Below are 19,432 nucleotides of genomic sequence, written 5' to 3'. Positions count from 1 at the left end.
ACCATGCAGACCGATTACGCCGACGTTGTCCGGCGCACCATACGCAGCGTCCCCGACTGGCCCTCGCCAGGCGTGATGTTCCGTGACATCACGCCCGTGCTGCAGGACCCGCGCACCTTCCGCGCCCTGATCGATCTGTTCGTCTATCGCTACATGCGCCAGCGGCTCGACCTGGTGGCCGGCGTCGATGCGCGCGGTTTCATCCTGGGCAGCGTGCTGGCCTATGAGCTGAACCTGGGTTTCGTACCCGTGCGCAAGAAAGGCAAGCTGCCGTTCCGCACCTTGGCCGAATCCTATTCGCTGGAATACGGCAATGCCACCGTCGAAATGCACACGGATGCCGTGCGCACCGGCCAGCGCGTGCTGCTGGTCGACGACCTGATCGCCACCGGCGGCACCATGCTGGCGGCCATCAAGCTGTTGCAGCGCCTGGGCGCCAACGTGGTCGAGGCGGCCGCGGTCATCGACCTGCCCGAACTGGGGGGCTCCAGGCAGATCGCCGCGACGGGAACGCCGCTGTACACGGTCTGTCAGTTCGGCGCCGAAGACCCGGCCTGAATGCCGGGCATGGGGCGCGCGCGGTTGCCTCTCATGCCTCGTTCAGCCGGGGCTGGATGAAATCCAGGAACGCGCGCGTCTTGGCGGGAATCATGCGCGAGGGCAGCAGGGCAAACAGCGGCAGCGGCGTCAGTGCCCAGTCGGGCAGCACGCGCACCAGGCCGTTCTGCGTGATGGCGCGTTCCATGGCCTCGAACACCAGCAGCGGGGTGATGCCCAGCCCCTGGCTGGCCAGGCGTCCCAGCATGCCGACGTTGTTGGCCGCCAGCCGGCCGGATACCTGCACGCGCTCGACCTTTTCGCCCGAGTGCAGCACCCAGTAGGACATCACGTCCGTCATCGCCGGCCGCAGGCATTCGTGGTGGCTCAGGTCGGACGGCGTGCGCGGCTCGCCGTAGCGTTCCAGGTAGGCGGGCGAGGCATACAGGCGCTGCGTCATCAGCACGATCTGCCGCGCGATCAGGCTGGAGTCCGGCTGCTGGCCGAAGCGCAGCACCAGATCGTACGGATTGCTGATCGGATCGATGGGCCGCATGCTCAGGTCGAAATCGCACTCGATATCGGGGTACTGGGCGCGGAATTCGCGGATCACGGCAGGCAGGAACAACTGCGCCAGGCTGGTGGGCATCGAGATGCGCAGGCGGCCCTTGGGCTGCGCGGCCATGTCCAGCAATTGCTCGTGCGCGACACGGGCCTCTTCCACGATGTGGCGGCAACGCTCGAAATACACGGCGCCCGCTTCGGTCAGGTCGATGCGGCGGGTGCTGCGGTTCAGCAGGCGCATGCCGATGCCGCGTTCGAGCTCGGTGACGCGGCGCGACAGCGTGGACGTCGGAATGCCCAGCGCCTCGGCGGCGTGGCTGAAGTTCTTGCGTTTGGCGACTTCGACAAACAGGGCGATGTCGTTGAGCTGGATATCCATCTGCTGGTCTTCTGGTAGCAGCGGGCATTGATGCCTCTTTTATCTGTAATGGATGATATCCCAGCAAATATTTCCACAGATGGAATAAAGTTTGCAAAATCGAGGGTTTTTACCGAGCTGAACCCCGGTTGCATTCAATCTGTTGTCAATCGGCAACCCAAGCCCGGCCTGCGTGCGCCGGGGCGATGGAGCGCCGTCCGCCTTCGATGCCGGCAAAGGAAAACGGGGCCTTTCGGCCCCGTGTGGTGGCTTGCCGTTGCGGGAACGGCGCCTACAGGAAGAGCTTGTAGGCGGGATTGTCGGTCTCATTCCAGTGCGGATAGCCCAGTTCCGTCACGAAGGTCTTGAATTGCTTCTTGTCGGACGGCGGCACCTGGATGCCGATCAGGATGCGGCCGTAGTCGGCTCCCTGGTTGCGGTAGTGGAACAGGCTGATGTTCCAGTCGGGATTCATCGCGTTCAGGAAGCGCATCAACGCGCCGGGACGCTCGGGGAATTCGAAGCGGTACAGCAGTTCGTTTTCCGCCAGGCGCGAGCGCCCGCCCACCATGTGGCGCAAGTGCGTCTTGGCCATTTCGTCGTGCGTCAGGTCCAGCGTGTCGAAGCCGCTTTTCCTGAAGTGCGTGGCGATCCTGGCGGGCTCGTTGGGCGAAGAGACCTGCAGGCCCACGAACACGTGCGCGCGATCGGCATCCGAGATGCGGTAGTTGAATTCGGTGACGCTGCGGTTGCCCACCAGCTCGCAGAAGCGGCGGAAGCTGCCGCGCTGCTCGGGCATGGTCACGGCGAACACGGCCTCGCGCATTTCGCCGACCTCCGCGCGTTCGGAGACGAAGCGCAGGCGGTCGAAATTCATGTTGGCGCCGCAGGCGATGGCGATCAGCGTCTTGCCCTTGAGCTTGTGCTGCGCGGCGTACTGCTTGGCGCCCGCCAGGGCCATGGCGCCCGAGGGTTCCAGCACGCTGCGCGTATCCTGGAAGACGTCCTTGATGGCCGCACAGATGGCGTCGGTGTTGACCACCACGAAGTCGTCCACGTACTTGCGCGTCAGGCGGAACGTTTCGGCGCCCACCAGCTTGACCGCGGTGCCGTCCGAGAACAGGCCCACGTCGTTCAACTGCACGCGGCGGCCGGCGCGCACGCTGCGCACCATGGCATCGGAATCTTCGGTCTGCACGCCGATGATCTTGATCCCGGGACGCAGTTGCTTCACGTACGCGGCAACGCCGGAGATCAGGCCGCCGCCACCGATGGCCACGAAGATCGCCTCGATCTCGCCGGGATGCTGGCGCAGGATCTCCATGCCCACCGTGCCCTGTCCGGCGATCACGTCGGGATCGTCGAAGGGGTGCACGAAAGTCAGTTTCTCGGTCTTTTCCAACTGCTTGGCATGTTCGTAGGCGTCGGTGAAGCTTTCACCGGCCAGCACCGTCTCGCCGCCCAGGCGGCGCACGGCTTCGATCTTGACCTCGGGCGTGGTGGTCGGCATGACGATCACGGCACGGCAGCCCAGGCGGCTGGCGGCCAGCGCCACGCCTTGGGCATGGTTGCCCGCCGAGGCGGCGATGACGCCCCGGCTGCGCGCCGCCGGCGTCAGGTGGGCCATCTTGTTGTACGCCCCGCGCAGCTTGAAGCTGAACACCGCCTGCGTATCCTCGCGCTTGAGCATCACCGTGTTCGAAATTCGCTGCGACAACAGAGTGGCGGTTTCGAGGGGGGATTCGACGGCGACGTCGTAGACCTTGGAGGTCAGGATGCGTTTGAGGTAGTCGGTGGACATGGAAGCGCGTTGTGCGGAATGAGCATGAGCCGACGCCCCGCGCCGGCCGGCTCGCCAGAGTAGCACAGCGCGTGACAGGGTCTTTCCGCCAAGCCTCCGCGCCTGTTGTCGGCGGCGTCCTACCGGGCGGCTACACTGGCCGGCACTATGGAACAGACTCTGCTCGCCGCGATCCACACGGTGCTGGGATGGCTGGCGTTGCCCGAGATCGGGCTGTCCGCCATCTTCTTCGTCAGCTTCGTCTCGGCCACCCTGCTGCCGTTGGGCTCCGAACCGGCCGTCTATGCGTATGTGAAGGTCTCGCCGGACATGTTCTGGCCCGCCATCCTGATCGCCACCGTCGGCAACACGCTCGGAGGGCTGGTCAATTATGCGATGGGGTGGGGCGCGCATCGCGGCGTGGAGCGCTGGCGCGAGCATCACGGGCGCGAGGCGTTCCGCGATGGCGCCGAAGGCTCGTCCACGGACGAAGCGCCCAAGGACATGATGAAGGGCCGCTGGCACGCCAAGGCCCGCGCCTGGCTGACGCGCCTGGGACCGCCCGCGCTGTTGCTGGCCTGGCTGCCCGTGGTGGGCGATCCGATGTGCGCCGTGGCCGGCTGGCTGCGCCTGTCGTTCTGGCCGTGCGTCGTCTACATGGCCATCGGCAAGTTCCTGCGCTACCTCACCATGACGGCCGGCCTGTTGTGGGCCACCTCGGGCGTGCACCTCTAGCCGTTGCGCGGAAGGAATGCCGGGAGTTCCGTCATCGTCCGGCAAAAAACGCTCAACGTCAGGCTACGAGCGCTTTCATGGCGCTTAACGTCCGGCGGTAACAGTTCTTGCCGCGTCTGTTTCCGGTAATGACATAAAATGGGTTTTTAAGGGCCCTCTCTGCTGCTTCCATGAACGCCCCTCTTGCCAGCCAAGTCCTTGCGGCAACCCCCGTGGCCGCCGGCGCGCGCCTGCGCGAAATCCCCTACAACTACACCTCGTTCTCCGACCGCGAAGTGGTCTCGCGGCTGTTGGGCGAAGATGCCTGGCAACTGCTGTCAGACCTGCGCGGCGAACGCCGCACCGGCCGATCCGCGCGCATGCTCTACGAGGTGCTGGGCGACATCTGGGTCGTGCGCCGCAATCCCTACCTGCAGGACGACCTGCTGGACAACCCCAAGCGCCGCAAGCTGCTGATCGAGGCCCTGCACCACCGCCTGCGCGAGATCGACAAGCGCCGCGCGCCGGGTTCCGGCGAGGCCGGCCACGATGCCAAGGTCGTCGAACTGCTGTCGCGCGGCCGCACCGCCGTGGCCGAGTTCGAGCAACAGTTCGAGCAGACCGAGCACCTGCGCCGCGATGCGCTGCGCGTGCTGGGCCGCATCACCGCGCGCGGCAACATCAAGTTCGATGGCCTGTCGCGCGTCTCGCACGTCACCGACGCCACCGACTGGCGCGTGGAATATCCCTTCGTCGTGCTCACGCCCGACCACGAGGAAGAGATCGCCGCGCTGGTGCGCGCCTGTATCGAGCTGAACCTCACCATCGTGCCGCGCGGCGGCGGCACCGGCTACACCGGCGGCGCCATTCCGCTGACGTGGAAATCGGCCGTCATCAACACCGAGAAGTTCGACGCGCTGGGCGCGGTCGAGTCCTGTATGCTGCCCGGGCTGGCCGAGCCCGTGGGCGTCATCGCCACCGGCGCGGGCGTGGTCACCAAGCGCGTGGCCGAAGCGGCCGAGCATGCGGGCTACGTGTTCGCCGTCGATCCCACCTCCGCCGAGGCGTCCTGTATCGGCGGCAACATCGCCATGAACGCCGGCGGCAAGAAAGCCCTGCTGTGGGGCACCGCGCTGGACAACCTGGCCTGGTGGCGCATGGTCGATCCCGACGGCAACTGGCTCGAAGTCACGCGCCTGGACCACAACATGGGCAAGATCCATGACGTGGACGTGGCCCGCTTCGAGGTCAAGTGGTTCGATGGCGCCGGCAAGCCCGGCGAGCGCCTGCTGCGCAGCGAAACCCTCGAAATCGAAGGCAGGCGTTTCCGCAAGGTCGGGCTGGGCAAGGACGTCACCGACAAGTTCCTGGCGGGCCTGCCGGGCGTGCAGAAGGAAGGCTGCGACGGCCTCATCACGTCCGCGCGCTGGGTGCTGCACCGCATGCCCAAGTTCACGCGCACCGTCTGCCTGGAGTTCTTCGGCCAGGCGCGCGACGCCGTGCCGTCCATCCTGGAAGTGAAGGGCTATCTCGATGGCGAGGGCCGCGCGCGCGGCGCCATCCTGGCCGGCCTGGAGCACCTGGACGAACGCTATCTGCGCGCCGTGGGCTACGCCACCAAGAGTAAGCGCGGCACCCTGCCCAAGATGCTGCTCTTGGGCGACATCGTCGGCGACGACGAGAACGCCGTGGCCGCGGCCGCCAGCGAAGTGGTGCGCCTGGCCAATACGCGCCACGGCGAAGGCTTCGTCGCCGTCAGCGCCGAGGCCCGTAAGAAGTTCTGGGCCGACCGTGCCCGCACCGCCGCCATCTCGCGCCACACCAACGCCTTCAAGATCAACGAAGACGTGGTGATCCCGCTGGGCCGCATGGGCGAGTACACGGACCACATCGAACGCATCAACATCGAGCTGTCCACCGCCAACAAGCTGCGGTTGCTGGACGCGCTCGAAGCCTATCTGTCCGACCCGCTGCCGCTGGGCAAGCCCGAGGACGACGAGGACGCCGGCATCACCAGCAGCGACGTGCTGGCCGAGCGCACGCGGCAGGCCATCGAGATGCTGCATGCCGCGCGCCAGCGTTGGCAGTGGCTGCTGGACAACCTGGATCTGCCCCTGGCGCAGATGCTGCCCGAACTGCCACGCCTGGGCATGGCGCACCTGCAGGGCACGCTGGCAGAGCGCCTGGCGCGCCAGGCGCAGGCCCGCGTGTTCGACGTGGTGCAGGACCGCACCGTGCGCGTCTCGTGGCGCGCCGAAGTGCTGTCCAGCCTGCAGGGCCTGTTCCCCGGCAACGCGGGCAAGCCCATCCTGGACGGCCTGCGCGCCATCCACGCGCGCGTGCTGAAAAGCCGTGTGTTCGTGGCGCTGCACATGCACGCCGGCGACGGCAACGTCCACACCAACATCCCGGTCAACTCCGACGACTACGACATGCTGCAGGAGGCCCACCAGGCCGTCGAGCGCATCATGCAGATCGCGCGCGACCTGGATGGCGTCATCTCTGGCGAGCACGGCATCGGCCTGACCAAGTACGAATTCCTGACCGAGGAAGAGCTGGCGCCGTTCCAGGCGTACAAGCGCCGCATCGATCCCAACGGCCACTTCAACGCCGGCAAGCTGATGCCGGGCGCCGACCTGCGCCACGCCTGGACGCCCAGCTTCAACCTGATGGGCCACGAGTCGCTGATCATGCAGCAGAGCGACATCGGCGCCATCTCGGCCTCGGTGAAGGACTGCCTGCGTTGCGGCAAGTGCAAGCCGGTGTGCGCCACGCACGTGCCGCGCGCCAATCTGCTGTACTCGCCGCGCAACAAGATCCTGGCCACCTCGCTGTTGGTCGAGGCGTTCCTGTACGAAGAGCAGACCCGCCGCGGCGTCAGCCTGAAGCACTGGGAAGAGTTCGAGGACGTGGCCGATCACTGCACGGTCTGCCACAAGTGCTACAACCCATGCCCGGTCGACATCGACTTCGGCGACGTGTCGATGAACATGCGCGCGCTGCTGCGCCGCATGGGCCGCAAGTCGTTCAACCCCGGCACGTCGGCCGCCATGTTCTTCCTGAACGCAAAGGATCCGGCCACCATCAACGTCACCCGCCAGGCCATGGTGGGTGTGGGCTACAAGGTGCAACGCGCCGCGCACGACCTGCTGGGCGGCCTGGTGCGCAAGCAGACGGCCAACCCGCCGGCCACGGTGGGCCGCGCGCCCCTGCGCGAGCAGGTGGTGCACTTCGTCAACAAGAAGATGCCCGGCGGCCTGCCCAAGCAGACCGCGCGCAAGCTGCTGGACATCGAAGACGCCAACTACGTGCCGATCATCCGCAATCCCCAGGCCACCACGGCCGAGACGGAAGCGGTGTTCTATTTCCCGGGTTGCGGCTCCGAGCGCCTGTTCTCGCAGGTCGGCCTGGCCACGCAGGCCATGCTGTGGCATGCCGGCGTGCAGACCGTGCTGCCGCCGGGTTACCTGTGCTGCGGTTATCCGCAACGCGGCAACGGCATGAGCGACAAGGCCGAGCAGATCATCACCGACAACCGCGTGCTGTTCCATCGCGTGGCCAACACGCTGAACTACCTCGACATCAAGACGGTGGTGGTCAGCTGCGGCACCTGCTACGACCAGTTGGCGGGGTATGAGTTCGAGAAGATCTTCCCCGGTTGCCGCCTGATCGACATCCACGAATACCTGATGGAGAAGGGCCTGAAGCTCGATGGCGTGCAGGGCGTGCGCTACATGTACCACGACCCCTGCCATACCCCGATGAAGCTGCAGGACCCGATGAAGACCGTGCGTTCGCTGGTGGGCGATGCCACCATCAAGAGCGATCGCTGCTGCGGCGAGTCGGGCACGCTGGCCGTCACGCGTCCGGATATTTCCACGCAGATCCGCTTCCGCAAGGAAGAGGAACTGCGGAAGAATACGCAGGGACTGCGCGCCGATGGTTTCAACGGCGACGTGAAGGTGCTGACGTCGTGCCCGTCGTGCCTGCAAGGCTTGTCGCGCTACGAAGGCGACACCGGCGTGGATGCGGATTACATCGTGGTCGAGATGGCGCGCCATGTGCTGGGCGCGACGTGGATGGAAGACTACGTCAAGCGTGCGAACGAAGGCGGGATCGAGCGGGTGCTGGTGTAGGTTGCCGGCTTCGGTTTGATTGCGTGATGGATACGGCGAGTTTTTACTCGCCGTATTTTTTTGGGTTTCGGCTGTGGGTTGTGGTGTGCGAGAGGGGCGTTTTGGGCGTGGCGGCTGGGAATCTTGTGTTTCGGATTTGTGGCTGAAGTATCGGTAGAAAATTTGGCTCTGGAATTGTTATTTAAAAATATAGGGTTATTAATATATAATCCATATACTGATCGTATATGGATTGCATCATGGGCATCGTGAACATCGACGACGACCTGCACGACCAACTGCGCAAGGCCAGCACCGTCTCCTGCCGCTCCATCAATGCGCAGGCCGCCTTCTGGATGAAGATCGGCATGCTCTGCGAAATGAACCCCACGCAAAGCTTCAACGACATCGTCGGCCGCGAGCTGCGGGCCGCAGGCGTGGCCGCGGGGGCTTTGGCGCCTGTCGCAACATGACCAAACGGCCGGAAGAAGTCGAACTGATGGCGGTGTCCGGCAAGCTGCTGGCGCAGGTGTTCACCCATCTCGACCGCCTGAACCTGATCGGCATGTCGACCATGCAGGTCAACGACCTGGTCGACCGGTACATCACCAACGATCTGCAGGCACGGCCCGCCAGCAAGGGGCAGTACGGGTTCAAGTATTCGCTGAATTCGTCGCGCAACAGCGTGGTGTGCCACGGCGTGCCGTCCACCTCCGAGATCCTGCTTTCCGGAGACATCGTCAACCTGGACATCACGCTGGAGAAGAACGGCTACATCGCCGACTCCAGCAAGACGTATCTGGTGGGAGAGGTCGCGCCGGCAGCCAGGCGGCTGGTGAAGGCCACCTACGAGGCCATGTGGAAAGGCATCAAGGCCGTGCGTCCCGGGGCTCGCCTGGGCGACGTCGGCCACGCCATCGAATCGCACGCGCGCAAGAACGGCTATACCGTCGTGCGCGAATACTGCGGACACGGCATCGGCCGTGAAATGCACGAGGCGCCCGAGGTGCTGCATTGGGGCCGGCCAAACACGGGCCTGACGCTGCGCGAAGGCATGGTGTTCACCATCGAGCCGATGATCAACCAGGGCCTGAACGCGGTCGAAACCCGTGACGACGGCTGGACCGTCGTCACGCGCGACGGCAAACTGTCGGCGCAGTTCGAGCACACCGTTGCCGTCACCAGGCAGGGGGTGCGGGTGCTGACCTTGCGGCCTGACGAGAAGGTGCCCGCTCAAGAGACGCCATAGCCGGGCGTCTGGGTATGGCGTTTGCTCATGCCTCGTTTTCCATTTCCGGAAAACGGCCATGAACAGGAAATCGGGCACCTCTCGCTCCCAGGAAGACAACGTTCACGTGAGCGACGCTTCCCAACATCCCGTTCATCACGCGTTCGACAGATTCGCCAGCGCGGTCTCGCGCTGGACCGGTTCTCCGGCCAGCTTCTGCCTGGCCCTCGTGGTCGTCATCGCCTGGGCGGTCAGTGGCCCGATTTTCGGCTTTACCGACACCTGGCAACTGGTGATCAACACCGGCACCACCATCGTCACCTTCCTGATGGTGTTCCTGATCCAGCAAAGCCAGAACAAGGACAGCAAGGCCTTGCAGATGAAGCTGGACGAACTGTTGTTCGCCCTGAAAGGCGCGGACGACGACGTGATCGACGCCGAGGACCTGGACGAGGACAGCCTGGACAAGCTGGCCAGGCACTATGCCGGGCTGGCGAAACACGCGCGGTCGAAGCAGGCGGGCTCCTCCACCGCCTAGCGCGCCTATAGTCGCGAAAGTGAACACATTATCGAAATAATTCCATCGACAGTGTCTCGGATCGACTCCTACACTCGCCACGAACCCCAGGGCGTGCCGGCGGACCTTCCCGCCATGCCTTTGCGCTGCTGCCCGCCGGCATGACGCGCGGCGCCGCCGCATCCCGCCCGCGCCCTGGCTGCATTCCCAGGAGACGTGTATGACCACCCCCCGTTACGACAACCTCATCGATGGCCAATGGGTCGCTGGCAACAGCTATTCCCAGAACCTGAACCCCTCCAACCTGGCCGACGTGATCGGCGAGTACGCCCAGGGCGATGCCGCGCAGGTCGAGGCCGCCGTGCGGGCCGCCCGCGCCGCTTTCCCCGCCTGGTCCACCGGCAGCGTGCAGGCGCGCGCCGATGCGCTGGAAAAGATCGCCGCCGAAATCCTGGCCCGCCGCGAAGAACTGGGCGAGCTGCTGGCACGTGAAGAAGGCAAGACCCGCCCCGAAGCCATCGGCGAAGTGGTGCGTGCCGGCCAGATCTTCCGTTTCTTCGCGGGTGAAGTGGTGCGCCAGGCAGGCGAGGTGCTGCCCTCGGTGCGTCCCAACGTCGGTGTCGAGATTACGCGCGAGCCCGTGGGCGTCGTCGGCCTGATCACGCCGTGGAACTTCCCCATCGCCATTCCGGCCTGGAAGATCGCGCCCGCGCTGGCCCATGGCAACTGCGTGGTGATCAAGCCCGCCGACCTGGTGCCGGGCTGCGCCTGGGCGCTGGCCGACATCATCAGCCGCAGCGGCATTCCCGCCGGCGTATTCAACCTCGTGATGGGCCGCGGCAGCGTCATCGGCAACGCGCTGGTCGACCATGCGGAAGTCGATGCGATCAGCTTCACGGGTTCGGAAGGCGTGGGCCGCGGCATCGCCGAGCGCGCCTCGCGCACGATGAAGAAAGTGCAGCTGGAAATGGGCGGCAAGAACCCGCAGGTGGTGCTGGACGACGCCGACCTGGACGTTGCCGTCGAACTCAGCGCGCAGAGCGCGTTCTACTCGACCGGCCAGCGTTGCACGGCATCGAGCCGCCTGATCGTCACCGACGCCATCCACGACCGGTTCGTGCAGGCGCTGCGGGAACGCATGGCGCGCATCAAGGTGGGCGATGCACTGGCGCAGGGCATCGACATGGGCCCGGTGGCGTCGCGTCCGCAGCTGGAGCAGAACCTGAGCTACCTGGCCATCGGCCGCGACGAAGGCGCGCGCCTGGCTGCGGGCGGTGACGCGGTGAAAGCGGCCACCGAAGGCTATTTCATGTCGCCGGCGCTGTTCGTGGAAAGCGCGGCGGGCATGCGCATCAACCGCGAGGAGATCTTCGGGCCGGTGGCCAGCGTGATCCGAGTCAAGGACTACGACGAGGCGCTGGCCGTGGCCAACGACACGATGTTCGGCCTGTCGGCCGGCATCGCGACCACGTCGCTGAAGTACGCCACGCACTTCAAGCGCCATGCGCAGGCCGGCATGGTGATGGTGAACCTGCCGACAGCGGGCGTGGATTATCACGTGCCGTTCGGCGGCCGCAAGGGCAGCAGCTACGGCCCGCGCGAGCAGGGCGCCTATGCGCGTGAGTTCTATACGACCGTGAAGACGGCCTATACGCTAGCCTGATTGATGACGGGATAGTCTGATGACTGCGGCGGGCCGTACTGCCAGCCCGCCGCCGCACCAGGGAACTGCGCACCATTCGCCGTGCTTGCAGTTCCTTCCCCCGCCGGGTTCGCGGCGTTATTCGGCCTTGATGCCGGCTTCCTTGACCACCTGCTTCCACATGACGGCTTCGTCCTTGATGAGGGACTCGGCCGCGGCGGGGGTCATGCCGGTTTGATTGATGCCAAGGCTGTCGAGCTTCGCTTTTACTTCCGGCGAGTTCAGCGCCACGCCGACTTCCTTGCGCCAGCGCGCCTTGATGTCGGCGGGCGTATCCGCGGGCAGCAGCACCGCGAACCAATACGCCACGTCCAGATTCTTGATGCCGGAATCCTTGAAATTCGGCACGTCGGCAAAACGTGGGTCACGCTTGGCGCCCGTCTGGCCCAATACGGTCAGACGGCCGCCTTCCAGGTACTGCGCCGCCGAGGCGGGGTTCGTGAAGACCATGTCGATGTGGCCCGCCAGCAGATCGTTCAATGCCGCCGACGCGCCCTTGTAAGGCACCACCTGCAACTGCACGCCCGACTTGATCTGGAACAGCTCGCTGATCAGGTGGCTGGGCGATCCGTTGCCGGTGCCGATGGTCAGCGACTTCGGTTTTTCCTTGGACCGGTCCAGCACGTCCTGCACGCTGGTCAGCCCGGAATTCTTGCTGGCGAACAACAGGGCCGAGGCCTGGCCGACGAAACCGGCCACGCTGAAATCCTTCACGGCGTCGTAGGACAGCTTGCTGTACATGGCCGGCGCGGTGGTCTGCGCGTTGTCGGCCAACAAGGCGACATAACCGCCGTGGCCGGGCTGCGCCACATATGCCGTGCCTATGGTGGCGCCGGCGCCGGGTTTATTTTCGACCACGACCGATTGGCCGAATTGTTCGCTGAGTTTCTGCGCCAGCAGGCGCGCCACCACGTCGGAACTGCCGCCCGGCGCATAAGGGACGACCAGATTGATGGCGTGGTTTGGAAAGCCCTGGGCCGCCGTCGCCAAAGGCGCCGCGGTTGCCAATGCAAAAACCAGCGCGGTGCGCTGGATAATCGACCGCCTGATTCTGCAAACACCCATTGCCAAGAATCCCTGGTTGTTATGAAGTGAAAACAGCAGCATTAAAAGCCGTATTAGAATACGGGCGCTACCCGCTTTCCGCTATTGAGGATTTGGCGCTGCGCTATGAGACTATCGAATACCGGTCTGCTGGCGCGCCTGCCTTCGCTCAGATCATTGCTGGTATTCAACGTTGCCGGCAAGCATCTGAATCTGGTGCGCGCCTCGGAAGAACTGTTCCAGACCCAGGGCGCCCTTAGCAGGCAGCTCAAGGCGCTGGAAGATCACGTTGGCTTCGCGCTGTTCGAGCGAGGCCCGCGCGGGCTGCGCTTCACGCAGGAAGGCGAGCTGCTCTACGACTTCACCTGCCGTGCGTTCGACCTGCTGGGCACTGGCCTGAACCGGCTGATGCTGGACGTCGAGCGGCAGACCCTGGTGGTGTCGGCGGCGCGCAGTTTCTCGCTGCGCAACCTGGCGGTCCGGCTGCCCGAGTTCATTGCCGCGCACCCGTGGATCGACCTGCGCATCGACGTGCACCGCTTCTATGCCGATCTCGAATCGTCCGGGGTGGATATCTCCATCCGCCTGGGCACGGGCGATTGGCCGCACTACCACGTGTTGCGCCTGACCGACGACGTCATCGTTCCGGTATGCACGCCGGCGGTGGCGCGCTGCCTGCAGGAGGCGGAAGGCAGCGGTGGCGCCGCCGGCCCGCCGGCGCAGCCGGCTTTCCTGCGCAATACCGAGCGCGATTACCTGGACCTGTGGAACCAGGACGACCGCCGCAGGCTGCAGCCCGATGACGGCCCCTCGCTGAACTTCAACGACTCGGCCACCTTGCTGGGCGTGCTGGAAGCCGGCATGGGCGTGACCCTGATCCGCTCATCGCTGGTGGACGCGGCCTTGCAGTGCGGCACGCTGGTGCAGCCCTATCCCGGCCAGGTGCGCGACGGCCTGAACTATCACGCCGTGTGCGCGCCGCGCTCGTCCGACAAGCCTGCGGTGATGCTGTTCCTGCAGTGGCTGCGCCAGGTCTATCCCGCGCACGCAGTCGTCGGTTGAATCAGCGCGATTGTCGAAGCCACTGCGCCGTCGCGCGCACGGCCTGGTCGATGTCGTCCGCATCGTTGTAGGCGTGGATCGAGAAGCGCAGCGTGCTGCCGCGCACGGCGGCAAACACCTGCCGCGAGACCAGCCAGGCCTGCAGAGCCTTCGCCGCTGCGGGCTGGTCCGGGAACGACACCGAGACGATGTTCGAGCCCAGTGCGCCGGCGGCGCGCACCACGGGAGCGCCGCAATCGGCCAGGCCCGTCGTCAGGCGTTCGCCCAGGTCCAGCGTGTAAGCCTGGATGGCCTGGGTGCCGCCGCAGGTCTCCAGCAGGGCCATGGCATCGTCCACCAGGGCGGCGGCCAGGAAGTTGTAATTCCCCAGGTCGAAGCGCAAGGCGCCGCGGCGGTATTCGATGGGGCCCGGATCGTAGTCGGCTTCGTGCGTGGCCGATATCTGCACGCCGAAGCGCGCCAGGGCACGGGGCGTCAGGCGCTCGGCCAGCTCGCGGCGCACATACAAAAAGCCCATGCCGTACAGCGCGCACAGTCCCTTCTGCGTGCTGACCGCCAGCGCCGCGATGGGCGTTGCCCGCACGTCCAGATGCATCACGCCGGCCGATTGCGCGCCGTCCACGATCAGCAGCGCGCCAGCCTGTTCGCAGGCGGCGGCCAGCGCATCGAGATCGGTGCGAAAACCGGGGCGGAACGACGTGCTGGGCACCGACACCACGCGGGCGCCACGCCGGGCCAGGATGTCCAGCGCCTGCGCCATCGGGAACTGGCCGTCGCTGCTGGGCAGGTCGTGCACGCGCACGCCCTGGTTCTCCAGGTTGCGCCACGGATAGACGTTGTTGGGGTGTTCGATGGCCGAGCACAGCAGCACCACGTCGCCCGGCTGCCAGTCGATGGCGCCAGCCATGATGTTCAGGCCTTCCGACACGTTCTTGGTGACGGCGATCTCGTCGGGATGTGCGCCGATCATGCGCGCGAAGCGCTGGCGGGCGGATTCCACGACCTCGAAATACTGCTTCTTGTCGACGCGGCCTTCCATGCGTTCGGCAATGTGCTCGGTGGCGACGGCCATGGCGCTGGCGGGCACCAGGCTGCGGCTGGCGACGTCCAGGTAGGCGCGCGTGGCAGTGCCGGGGAAGTGCGAGCGGAAGGATTGGAAGGCGTCGGGGCGCAGGGCGGCGGCGGAAGAGGTCGGCAAGAGGGCACCGTGTCGAACGGGAGATGAACCCCGATGGTATCGGCAGGGCCGCCCCAGGCAGCAACGACTTTTTTCGGCGTCCGCTATGCCGTGAATGCATAGCGCGGGATGCCGCGCCGCATTATGCGGAAGCGGCCGGCAAGGGATATTGCCGTAACAGGATCTCGATGAAACGCCGTGCGATGGGCGACGGCTGCGCGCCGACGCGGGTTATTAATCCGAAAGGCTGGCCCCGCGACACCAACGCAATGGGCAATACGCGCAGCATGCCGTATTCACGGAAAAATTCGCACACTTCATCGGGCAATAGGGCGACCAGATCGGAAGCGCGGCGCAATAGCGTCACGGTTGAGAATACCGATGAAGTCTCGATCAAATTCGACGGCAGCGCCATGCCCGCGTCGGCGAATTCGCGTTCGAGCAGCGCGCGCAACGGCATGCGGCTGGGATAGACCACCCAGCTATCGTTCTGCAGATCCTGCAGGCGCACCTTGCGCGCGCGTGCCAGGGGATGGTCGGCGCCCACCGCGATGTTCAGCGGCTCTTCCGACAGGTGCCGGTAGTGGTACTGGCCTGGATTGGGGCTGACCGTGGTGCGGCCCAGCATCACGTCGATCTGCCCCTGGTCCAGCATGGCCAGCAGGTGCGCGCTGGTGTCTTCGTGGATCTGGATCGACACGTCGGGCTCGGATTTCCGCAGCGCCGTCACGGCATGGGCCATCACGTTCGGCACCGAGCCCATGATGACGCCCAGCGACAGGCGGCCGCCGTGCCCCAGCTGGATGCGCGCCACTTCCTGGCACATGGCTTCCACGTCGGCGCGCAGCAGCCAGGCATAGCGGATGACGACACGGCCCAGGTCGGTGGGCATGATGCCGGTGCGGCTGCGCGTGAACAGCGCGCCGCCCATCACGCTCTCGATCTCGGCCAGCGCCTTGCTGGCGGCCGATTGCGTCATCGACAGGTCGGCGGCGGCGCGGCGCAGCGAGCGGTGGTGGTCCAGGGCGATCATCAGGCCCAGCTGTTTCAGGCGCAGGCGGGAGAGGACGCTGTCGGTGGAGATGGCCATGGAAAGGACGGGGCGTGGCGGGTGCTCGGGACTATACCGCCGGCCGGGCGCGGCTCCGTCCATCTGCGCCGGTGGTGTACGCGCCGGGCGCTTTCTCGAGTAAAGTGCCGCCTCGTTCCCGTTCGCCGGATGCGCGGATGGGCAACTTCCCCACGGCGCGCCGGGCGCGCCAAGATGAAAGGACGATTTCTGTCATGGGACTGCTGGATTCCTTGATGACCTCCCTGGCCTCCGGTGCTTCTGGTGAAGGCAGCGGCCTGCTGCCCGCCGTGTTGAAGCAACTGGGCAAGTATCCGGGCGGCATCGCCGGGCTGATGGAGGCCTTCGAGCGTGGCGGCCTGGGTGCGGTGGTGCAGTCGTGGATCGGCAACGGCGAGAACCTGCCGATCTCGGCGCAGCAACTGGAAGCCGTGTTCGAGCCGGCCGTGATCGACGCCATTGCCGCCGATACCGGCCGCGCGCGGCCCGACGTGCTGGAATCGCTGGCCGCCATGTTGCCCGGCCTGGTCGACAAGGCCACCCCCAACGGCACCATCGACGACGTCAAGGACATGAGCCCGATGGGAATGCTGAGCCTGCTGTCGCGCCTGATGAAGTAAAGATCGCTCGCGGCGGCGCGCCGCACCCGGCGGGGGCAACGCGCCGCCGTCATGCCTCGGCCGGCCTCGATCGATCACAGCCGCAGCACCATCTTGCCCCGGTTATGGCCTTCCTCCAGCCGGTGCAGGGCCTGCTCCATCGCATCGAATGGATATACCTCGGACACGTGCACGCGGATGCGGCCCGCGTCGATCAGCCTGCCGATCAGCGCCAGTTCCGCGCCATCGGGCTGGGCGGTGTAGCGTACCGCACGTATCCGGCGCGCGGCGGCCTTGCCGGACGAGGGGTCGGCCACCGTGGACACGAATGCGCCGCCATCCTTCAGCACGCCCCACGAGCGCTCCTGCGTTTCGCCGCCCACCAGGTCGAATACCAGGTCCACGGGCGGCGTCTGCCGCTCGAAGGCCATCTTGCGGTAGTCGATGACCGTATCCGCGCCCAGCGAACGCACGAATTCACCGGCCTCGCCCGACGCCGTCGCGATCACCCGCGCGCCTCGTGCCTTGGCGAATTGCACCGCGAAATGCCCGACCCCGCCCGAGGCCGCATGGATCAGCACGGTCTGCCCCGGTTCCAGCCGCCCGTGTTCGAACAGTCCCTGCCAGGCCGTCAGCGCGGCCAGCGGCACGGCCGCCGCCTCGACCAGATCCAACGACTGCGGCTTGGGCGCCAGCGCCTCGCGCGGCACCAGCGCGAACTCTGCGTAAGAGCCCTGGCCGTGGCCGACGAAAGCGAACACCTCCTGTCCGGGGCGGAAGGGACCATGCGTGTCTTCCGATTCCTGCACGACGCCCGCGCAGTCCCGGCCCAGCGTGAAAGGCAATTGCGTTTCCTTCACCAGGGGGAATCGGCCGGATCGCGTCTTGACGTCGACGGGGTTCAGGCTGGCGGCCGCGACCTTGACCAATACGTGCTCGGATCGCGGGGGCGGAATGGGAACGTGCTCACGATGCAGGACTTCCGGTCCGCCGAAGCTGTCGATGCGAAAAGCGTGCATACGGTTCATGCTTACCTCCTGGGAGCGCGTTGAGAACCCTTGAAAATCAGCAAATCCCATGCCGCGGCGCGGGTTCCCGCGGACGCACCGACCGTGACAATTCATCCACTTCCGCCTCGGCCCGCGCGATGGAATCGGCCAGGCGCTGATCGCCGAATTCGTCGTATTCGATGGCCACGCCATGCATGTCGGTGATGCCCATGTAGGCGAATGCGGTGCGGATCGAGGCCTCGACGTGGTTGAGATGCGCGATGCGTTCGCCGGGCCCGTAGCCGTGGTCGCCACGCGAGGACAGCACCACCAGTTGCTTGCCCTGGCCAGCCAGCAGCGGCCAGTAGGGATCGCCCGCGCGCTGGCGGTCGAAGCCGAAAGTGCGGCCCACGCGCACGATGTTGTCGATGTAGGCCTTGAATTGCGCGGGCGGACCGAAGTTGTACATGGGCACGCCAGCCACGATGACGTCGGCGGCCAGCAGTTCGTCGACCAGTTCGTCGCTCTGCGCCAGCGTCTCGTGCATCCACGCTTCGCGCCGGGCCTGCGGGGTGAACGCCGCGTGGATCCATTGGCCGCTCACCGGCGCGGGCGGCTGGGCGCCGACGTCGCGGCGGATGAGGGTGGTGCCGGGGTGCAGCGCAAGCCATTGTTCGACGAAGCGCTGGGTCAGGCGGCGCGTGTGCGAGCCATGCGGCTGGGCGCCGGATGCGCCGCTGCGGGCGCTGGCGTCGATGTGCAGGAGAGTGGTCATGGAAAAGGCTCCGGTGGGTCATGGAAATTCATCCGTGCCGCCAGTGTCTGCTGCGTGCGGCTCCTGCGGCAAACGATGCTTTCTCAACCAACGGATGAGATAAATTCATGCATATCGTCTCTGGACACCTGGGTGCGCCATGTCTTCCCGATTGCCTTCCCTGGTTGCGCTGCATGCCTTCGAGGCGGCCGCGCGCCTGCGCAGCTTCAAGCATGCCGCCGATGAACTGGCGGTGACGGCCACCGCGATCAGCCATCGCATCCGCGTGCTGGAAACCAGCCTGGACTGCCGGCTGTTCGTCCGCAAGACCCGGGCCATCGAGCTGACGCCTGCGGGCCAGGCGCTGTATGCCTCCGTGCACGACGGATTCGCCGCGATCGAGGCCGGCGTGCAGCGGTTGCGGCCACGGGAACGCCCCTCGGCCACGCTGTCGGCCACGCCCGCGTTCGCGGCGCGCTGGCTGGTGCCGCGCCTGGCTGCGTTCCAGGCGGACCATCCCGGCATGGACCTGCGGGTGCTCGCGTCGAACGATCCTGTCGACCTGCACGGCGGCACGGCCGATCTGGCGATCCGCTATGGCACGGGCGCGTATCCAGGGCTGCGCGCCACGTTGCTGATGCGCGACCGCTACGCGCCGGTCGCCAGTCCGCATCTGAAGATCCGGCGTGCCGCCGACGTGCGGCGGCACGCGTTGATCCATTTCGATTGGCACCGCAAGCTGCCCGTCGACCTGACGTGGGCCGAATGGGCGCGTGTCGCGCGTCAGCCCGGGATCGATGTGTCGGCGGGTATCCGCTATTCCGATGAAAGCCATGCGATCCAGGGGGCCGTGGCGGGGCAGGGCGTGGCCCTGCTCAGCCTGGCGCTGGTGCAGGAGGAATTGAAGCTGGGCCTGCTGCGGGCGCCGATCGGGCCGGCGCTGGAAGGCATGGCCTATTACGTGGTGCGGCCCGCGCAGGGCCCGAGGTCCGCCGCCGCGGCGGCGGTGGAGCGCTGGCTGCTGAAGGAAACGGCCGCCCTGTAGCGTCTCGTAATGGGGGCGGGTGGCGCCTGCCGCCGCCGGGGATTTATCATCGGGCAGGGCCCCGGACCCGGCGCATCCGCATGCGCGGCTCCGTCCGGCCACCGCCTTGCATCCTTTCGAACAGGAGATTCGTTAGTGGTTCGACTCGCAGCGACAGCATCGACCTTCATCCTTCTTT

General features: G+C 66.1%; 17 protein-coding genes. 10 read left to right on the top strand and 7 right to left on the bottom strand.

Features of this window, described 5'->3' with window-relative positions; translation table 11 throughout:
- Positions 1-3: 3 nt before the first annotated feature.
- Positions 4-558, top strand: a complete 555-nt coding sequence (locus tag A6745_RS14815; RefSeq protein ID WP_066128203.1) for an adenine phosphoribosyltransferase — start codon at positions 4-6, stop codon at positions 556-558.
- Positions 559-589: 31 nt separating this feature from the next.
- Here A6745_RS14815 and A6745_RS14810 read toward each other — a convergent pair whose 3' ends face one another.
- Together A6745_RS14810 and ilvA are read right to left on the bottom strand one after the other, a co-directional pair.
- Positions 590-1,480 carry a LysR family transcriptional regulator gene (locus tag A6745_RS14810; RefSeq protein ID WP_066128202.1) on the bottom strand — a complete coding sequence of 297 codons (891 nt, stop codon included), beginning with the start codon at positions 1,478-1,480 and terminating at the stop codon, positions 590-592.
- 271 nt (positions 1,481-1,751) lie between these two features.
- Complete coding sequence (gene ilvA, locus A6745_RS14805; RefSeq protein WP_407922732.1) at positions 1,752-3,437, bottom strand: threonine ammonia-lyase, biosynthetic; 1,686 nt, start codon at positions 3,435-3,437, stop codon at positions 1,752-1,754.
- On the opposite strand from ilvA, the gene A6745_RS14800 reads away from it, so the two are divergent.
- The 6 genes from A6745_RS14800 to A6745_RS14775 all read left to right on the top strand — a co-directional run bounded on the left by A6745_RS14800 (position 3,408) and on the right by A6745_RS14775 (position 11,476).
- Positions 3,408-3,974, top strand: coding sequence for a YqaA family protein (locus tag A6745_RS14800; RefSeq protein WP_066128199.1), 567 nt, complete (start codon positions 3,408-3,410; stop codon positions 3,972-3,974). The genes ilvA and A6745_RS14800 overlap by 30 nt on opposite strands.
- A 170-nt stretch (positions 3,975-4,144) precedes the next feature.
- Entirely contained in the window at positions 4,145-8,089 is a 3,945-nt protein-coding gene (locus A6745_RS14795; RefSeq protein WP_066128197.1) for a DUF3683 domain-containing protein, read from the top strand.
- 239 nt (positions 8,090-8,328) lie between these two features.
- Entirely contained in the window at positions 8,329-8,541 is a 213-nt protein-coding gene (locus tag A6745_RS14790; protein ID WP_066128921.1) for a ParD-like family protein, read from the top strand.
- On the top strand, positions 8,538-9,317 hold the full coding sequence (gene map / locus A6745_RS14785; protein WP_066128195.1) for a type I methionyl aminopeptidase: 780 nt from the start codon (positions 8,538-8,540) through the stop codon (positions 9,315-9,317). Before A6745_RS14790 ends, map begins: the two co-directional genes overlap by 4 nt.
- 58 nt (positions 9,318-9,375) lie before the next feature.
- Positions 9,376-9,834, top strand: a complete 459-nt coding sequence (locus tag A6745_RS14780) for a low affinity iron permease family protein (protein WP_066128193.1) — start codon at positions 9,376-9,378, stop codon at positions 9,832-9,834.
- Between the two features lie 199 nt (positions 9,835-10,033).
- Positions 10,034-11,476, top strand: a complete 1,443-nt coding sequence (locus tag A6745_RS14775) for an aldehyde dehydrogenase family protein (protein WP_066128186.1) — start codon at positions 10,034-10,036, stop codon at positions 11,474-11,476.
- Positions 11,477-11,593: 117 nt separating this feature from the next.
- On the opposite strand, the gene A6745_RS14770 is transcribed toward A6745_RS14775, so the two are convergent.
- The gene (locus A6745_RS14770) at positions 11,594-12,523 is read right to left on the bottom strand and encodes a Bug family tripartite tricarboxylate transporter substrate binding protein (RefSeq protein ID WP_197488161.1); all 930 of its coding nucleotides are present in this window, start codon (positions 12,521-12,523) and stop codon (positions 11,594-11,596) included.
- 162 nt (positions 12,524-12,685) lie between these two features.
- Here A6745_RS14770 and A6745_RS14765 point away from each other — a divergent pair, with 162 nt between their 5' ends.
- Complete coding sequence (locus A6745_RS14765; RefSeq protein ID WP_082853068.1) at positions 12,686-13,621, top strand: LysR substrate-binding domain-containing protein; 936 nt, start codon at positions 12,686-12,688, stop codon at positions 13,619-13,621.
- A 1-nt stretch (position 13,622) separates the two neighbouring features.
- Here A6745_RS14765 and A6745_RS14760 read toward each other — a convergent pair whose 3' ends face one another.
- Complete coding sequence (locus A6745_RS14760) at positions 13,623-14,819, bottom strand: aminotransferase class V-fold PLP-dependent enzyme (protein ID WP_066128180.1); 1,197 nt, start codon at positions 14,817-14,819, stop codon at positions 13,623-13,625.
- A 121-nt stretch (positions 14,820-14,940) separates the two neighbouring features.
- A complete protein-coding gene (locus A6745_RS14755; RefSeq protein WP_066128178.1) occupies positions 14,941-15,888 on the bottom strand; it encodes a LysR family transcriptional regulator in 948 nt (315 codons plus the stop codon).
- A gap of 194 nt (positions 15,889-16,082) precedes the next feature.
- Between A6745_RS14755 and A6745_RS14750 the strand changes: the two genes are divergently transcribed.
- Positions 16,083-16,487, top strand: a complete 405-nt coding sequence (locus tag A6745_RS14750) for a YidB family protein (RefSeq protein ID WP_066128176.1) — start codon at positions 16,083-16,085, stop codon at positions 16,485-16,487.
- A 74-nt stretch (positions 16,488-16,561) separates the two neighbouring features.
- On the opposite strand, the gene A6745_RS14745 is transcribed toward A6745_RS14750, so the two are convergent.
- Entirely contained in the window at positions 16,562-17,494 is a 933-nt protein-coding gene (locus tag A6745_RS14745; protein WP_066128174.1) for an NADP-dependent oxidoreductase, read from the bottom strand.
- A 37-nt stretch (positions 17,495-17,531) separates the two neighbouring features.
- The gene (locus tag A6745_RS14740) at positions 17,532-18,230 is read right to left on the bottom strand and encodes an FMN-dependent NADH-azoreductase (protein ID WP_066128172.1); all 699 of its coding nucleotides are present in this window, start codon (positions 18,228-18,230) and stop codon (positions 17,532-17,534) included.
- A 139-nt stretch (positions 18,231-18,369) separates the two neighbouring features.
- On the opposite strand from A6745_RS14740, the gene A6745_RS14735 reads away from it, so the two are divergent.
- Positions 18,370-19,254 (top strand): LysR substrate-binding domain-containing protein, encoded by an 885-nt coding sequence (locus A6745_RS14735; protein ID WP_066128170.1) that lies wholly within the window; start codon positions 18,370-18,372, stop codon positions 19,252-19,254.
- The last annotated feature ends 178 nt before the right edge of the window (positions 19,255-19,432 follow it).

It is taken from the genome of Bordetella ansorpii, assembly GCF_900078705.1.
Lineage (GTDB): Bacteria > Pseudomonadota > Gammaproteobacteria > Burkholderiales > Burkholderiaceae_B > Bordetella > Bordetella ansorpii_A.
Note: the sequence above shows the minus strand (reverse complement) of the source record. Positions and strands in the feature narration are given on the sequence as shown.

Excerpts from the sequence above, each read along its gene's own strand:
- A6745_RS14815 (WP_066128203.1), top strand. The coding sequence starts at position 4 with ATGCAGACCGATTACGCCGACGTTGTCCGGCGCACCATACGCAGCGTC.
- A6745_RS14810 (WP_066128202.1), bottom strand. The coding sequence starts at position 1,480 with ATGGATATCCAGCTCAACGACATCGCCCTGTTTGTCGAAGTCGCCAAA.
- A6745_RS14800 (WP_066128199.1), top strand. The coding sequence starts at position 3,408 with ATGGAACAGACTCTGCTCGCCGCGATCCACACGGTGCTGGGATGGCTG.
- A6745_RS14795 (WP_066128197.1), top strand. The coding sequence starts at position 4,145 with ATGAACGCCCCTCTTGCCAGCCAAGTCCTTGCGGCAACCCCCGTGGCC.
- A6745_RS14790 (WP_066128921.1), top strand. The coding sequence starts at position 8,329 with ATGGGCATCGTGAACATCGACGACGACCTGCACGACCAACTGCGCAAG.
- map (WP_066128195.1), top strand. The coding sequence starts at position 8,538 with ATGACCAAACGGCCGGAAGAAGTCGAACTGATGGCGGTGTCCGGCAAG.
- A6745_RS14780 (WP_066128193.1), top strand. The coding sequence starts at position 9,376 with ATGAACAGGAAATCGGGCACCTCTCGCTCCCAGGAAGACAACGTTCAC.
- A6745_RS14775 (WP_066128186.1), top strand. The coding sequence starts at position 10,034 with ATGACCACCCCCCGTTACGACAACCTCATCGATGGCCAATGGGTCGCT.
- A6745_RS14765 (WP_082853068.1), top strand. The coding sequence starts at position 12,686 with ATGAGACTATCGAATACCGGTCTGCTGGCGCGCCTGCCTTCGCTCAGA.
- A6745_RS14755 (WP_066128178.1), bottom strand. The coding sequence starts at position 15,888 with ATGGCCATCTCCACCGACAGCGTCCTCTCCCGCCTGCGCCTGAAACAG.
- A6745_RS14750 (WP_066128176.1), top strand. The coding sequence starts at position 16,083 with ATGGGACTGCTGGATTCCTTGATGACCTCCCTGGCCTCCGGTGCTTCT.
- A6745_RS14745 (WP_066128174.1), bottom strand. The coding sequence starts at position 17,494 with ATGAACCGTATGCACGCTTTTCGCATCGACAGCTTCGGCGGACCGGAA.
- A6745_RS14740 (WP_066128172.1), bottom strand. The coding sequence starts at position 18,230 with ATGACCACTCTCCTGCACATCGACGCCAGCGCCCGCAGCGGCGCATCC.
- A6745_RS14735 (WP_066128170.1), top strand. The coding sequence starts at position 18,370 with ATGTCTTCCCGATTGCCTTCCCTGGTTGCGCTGCATGCCTTCGAGGCG.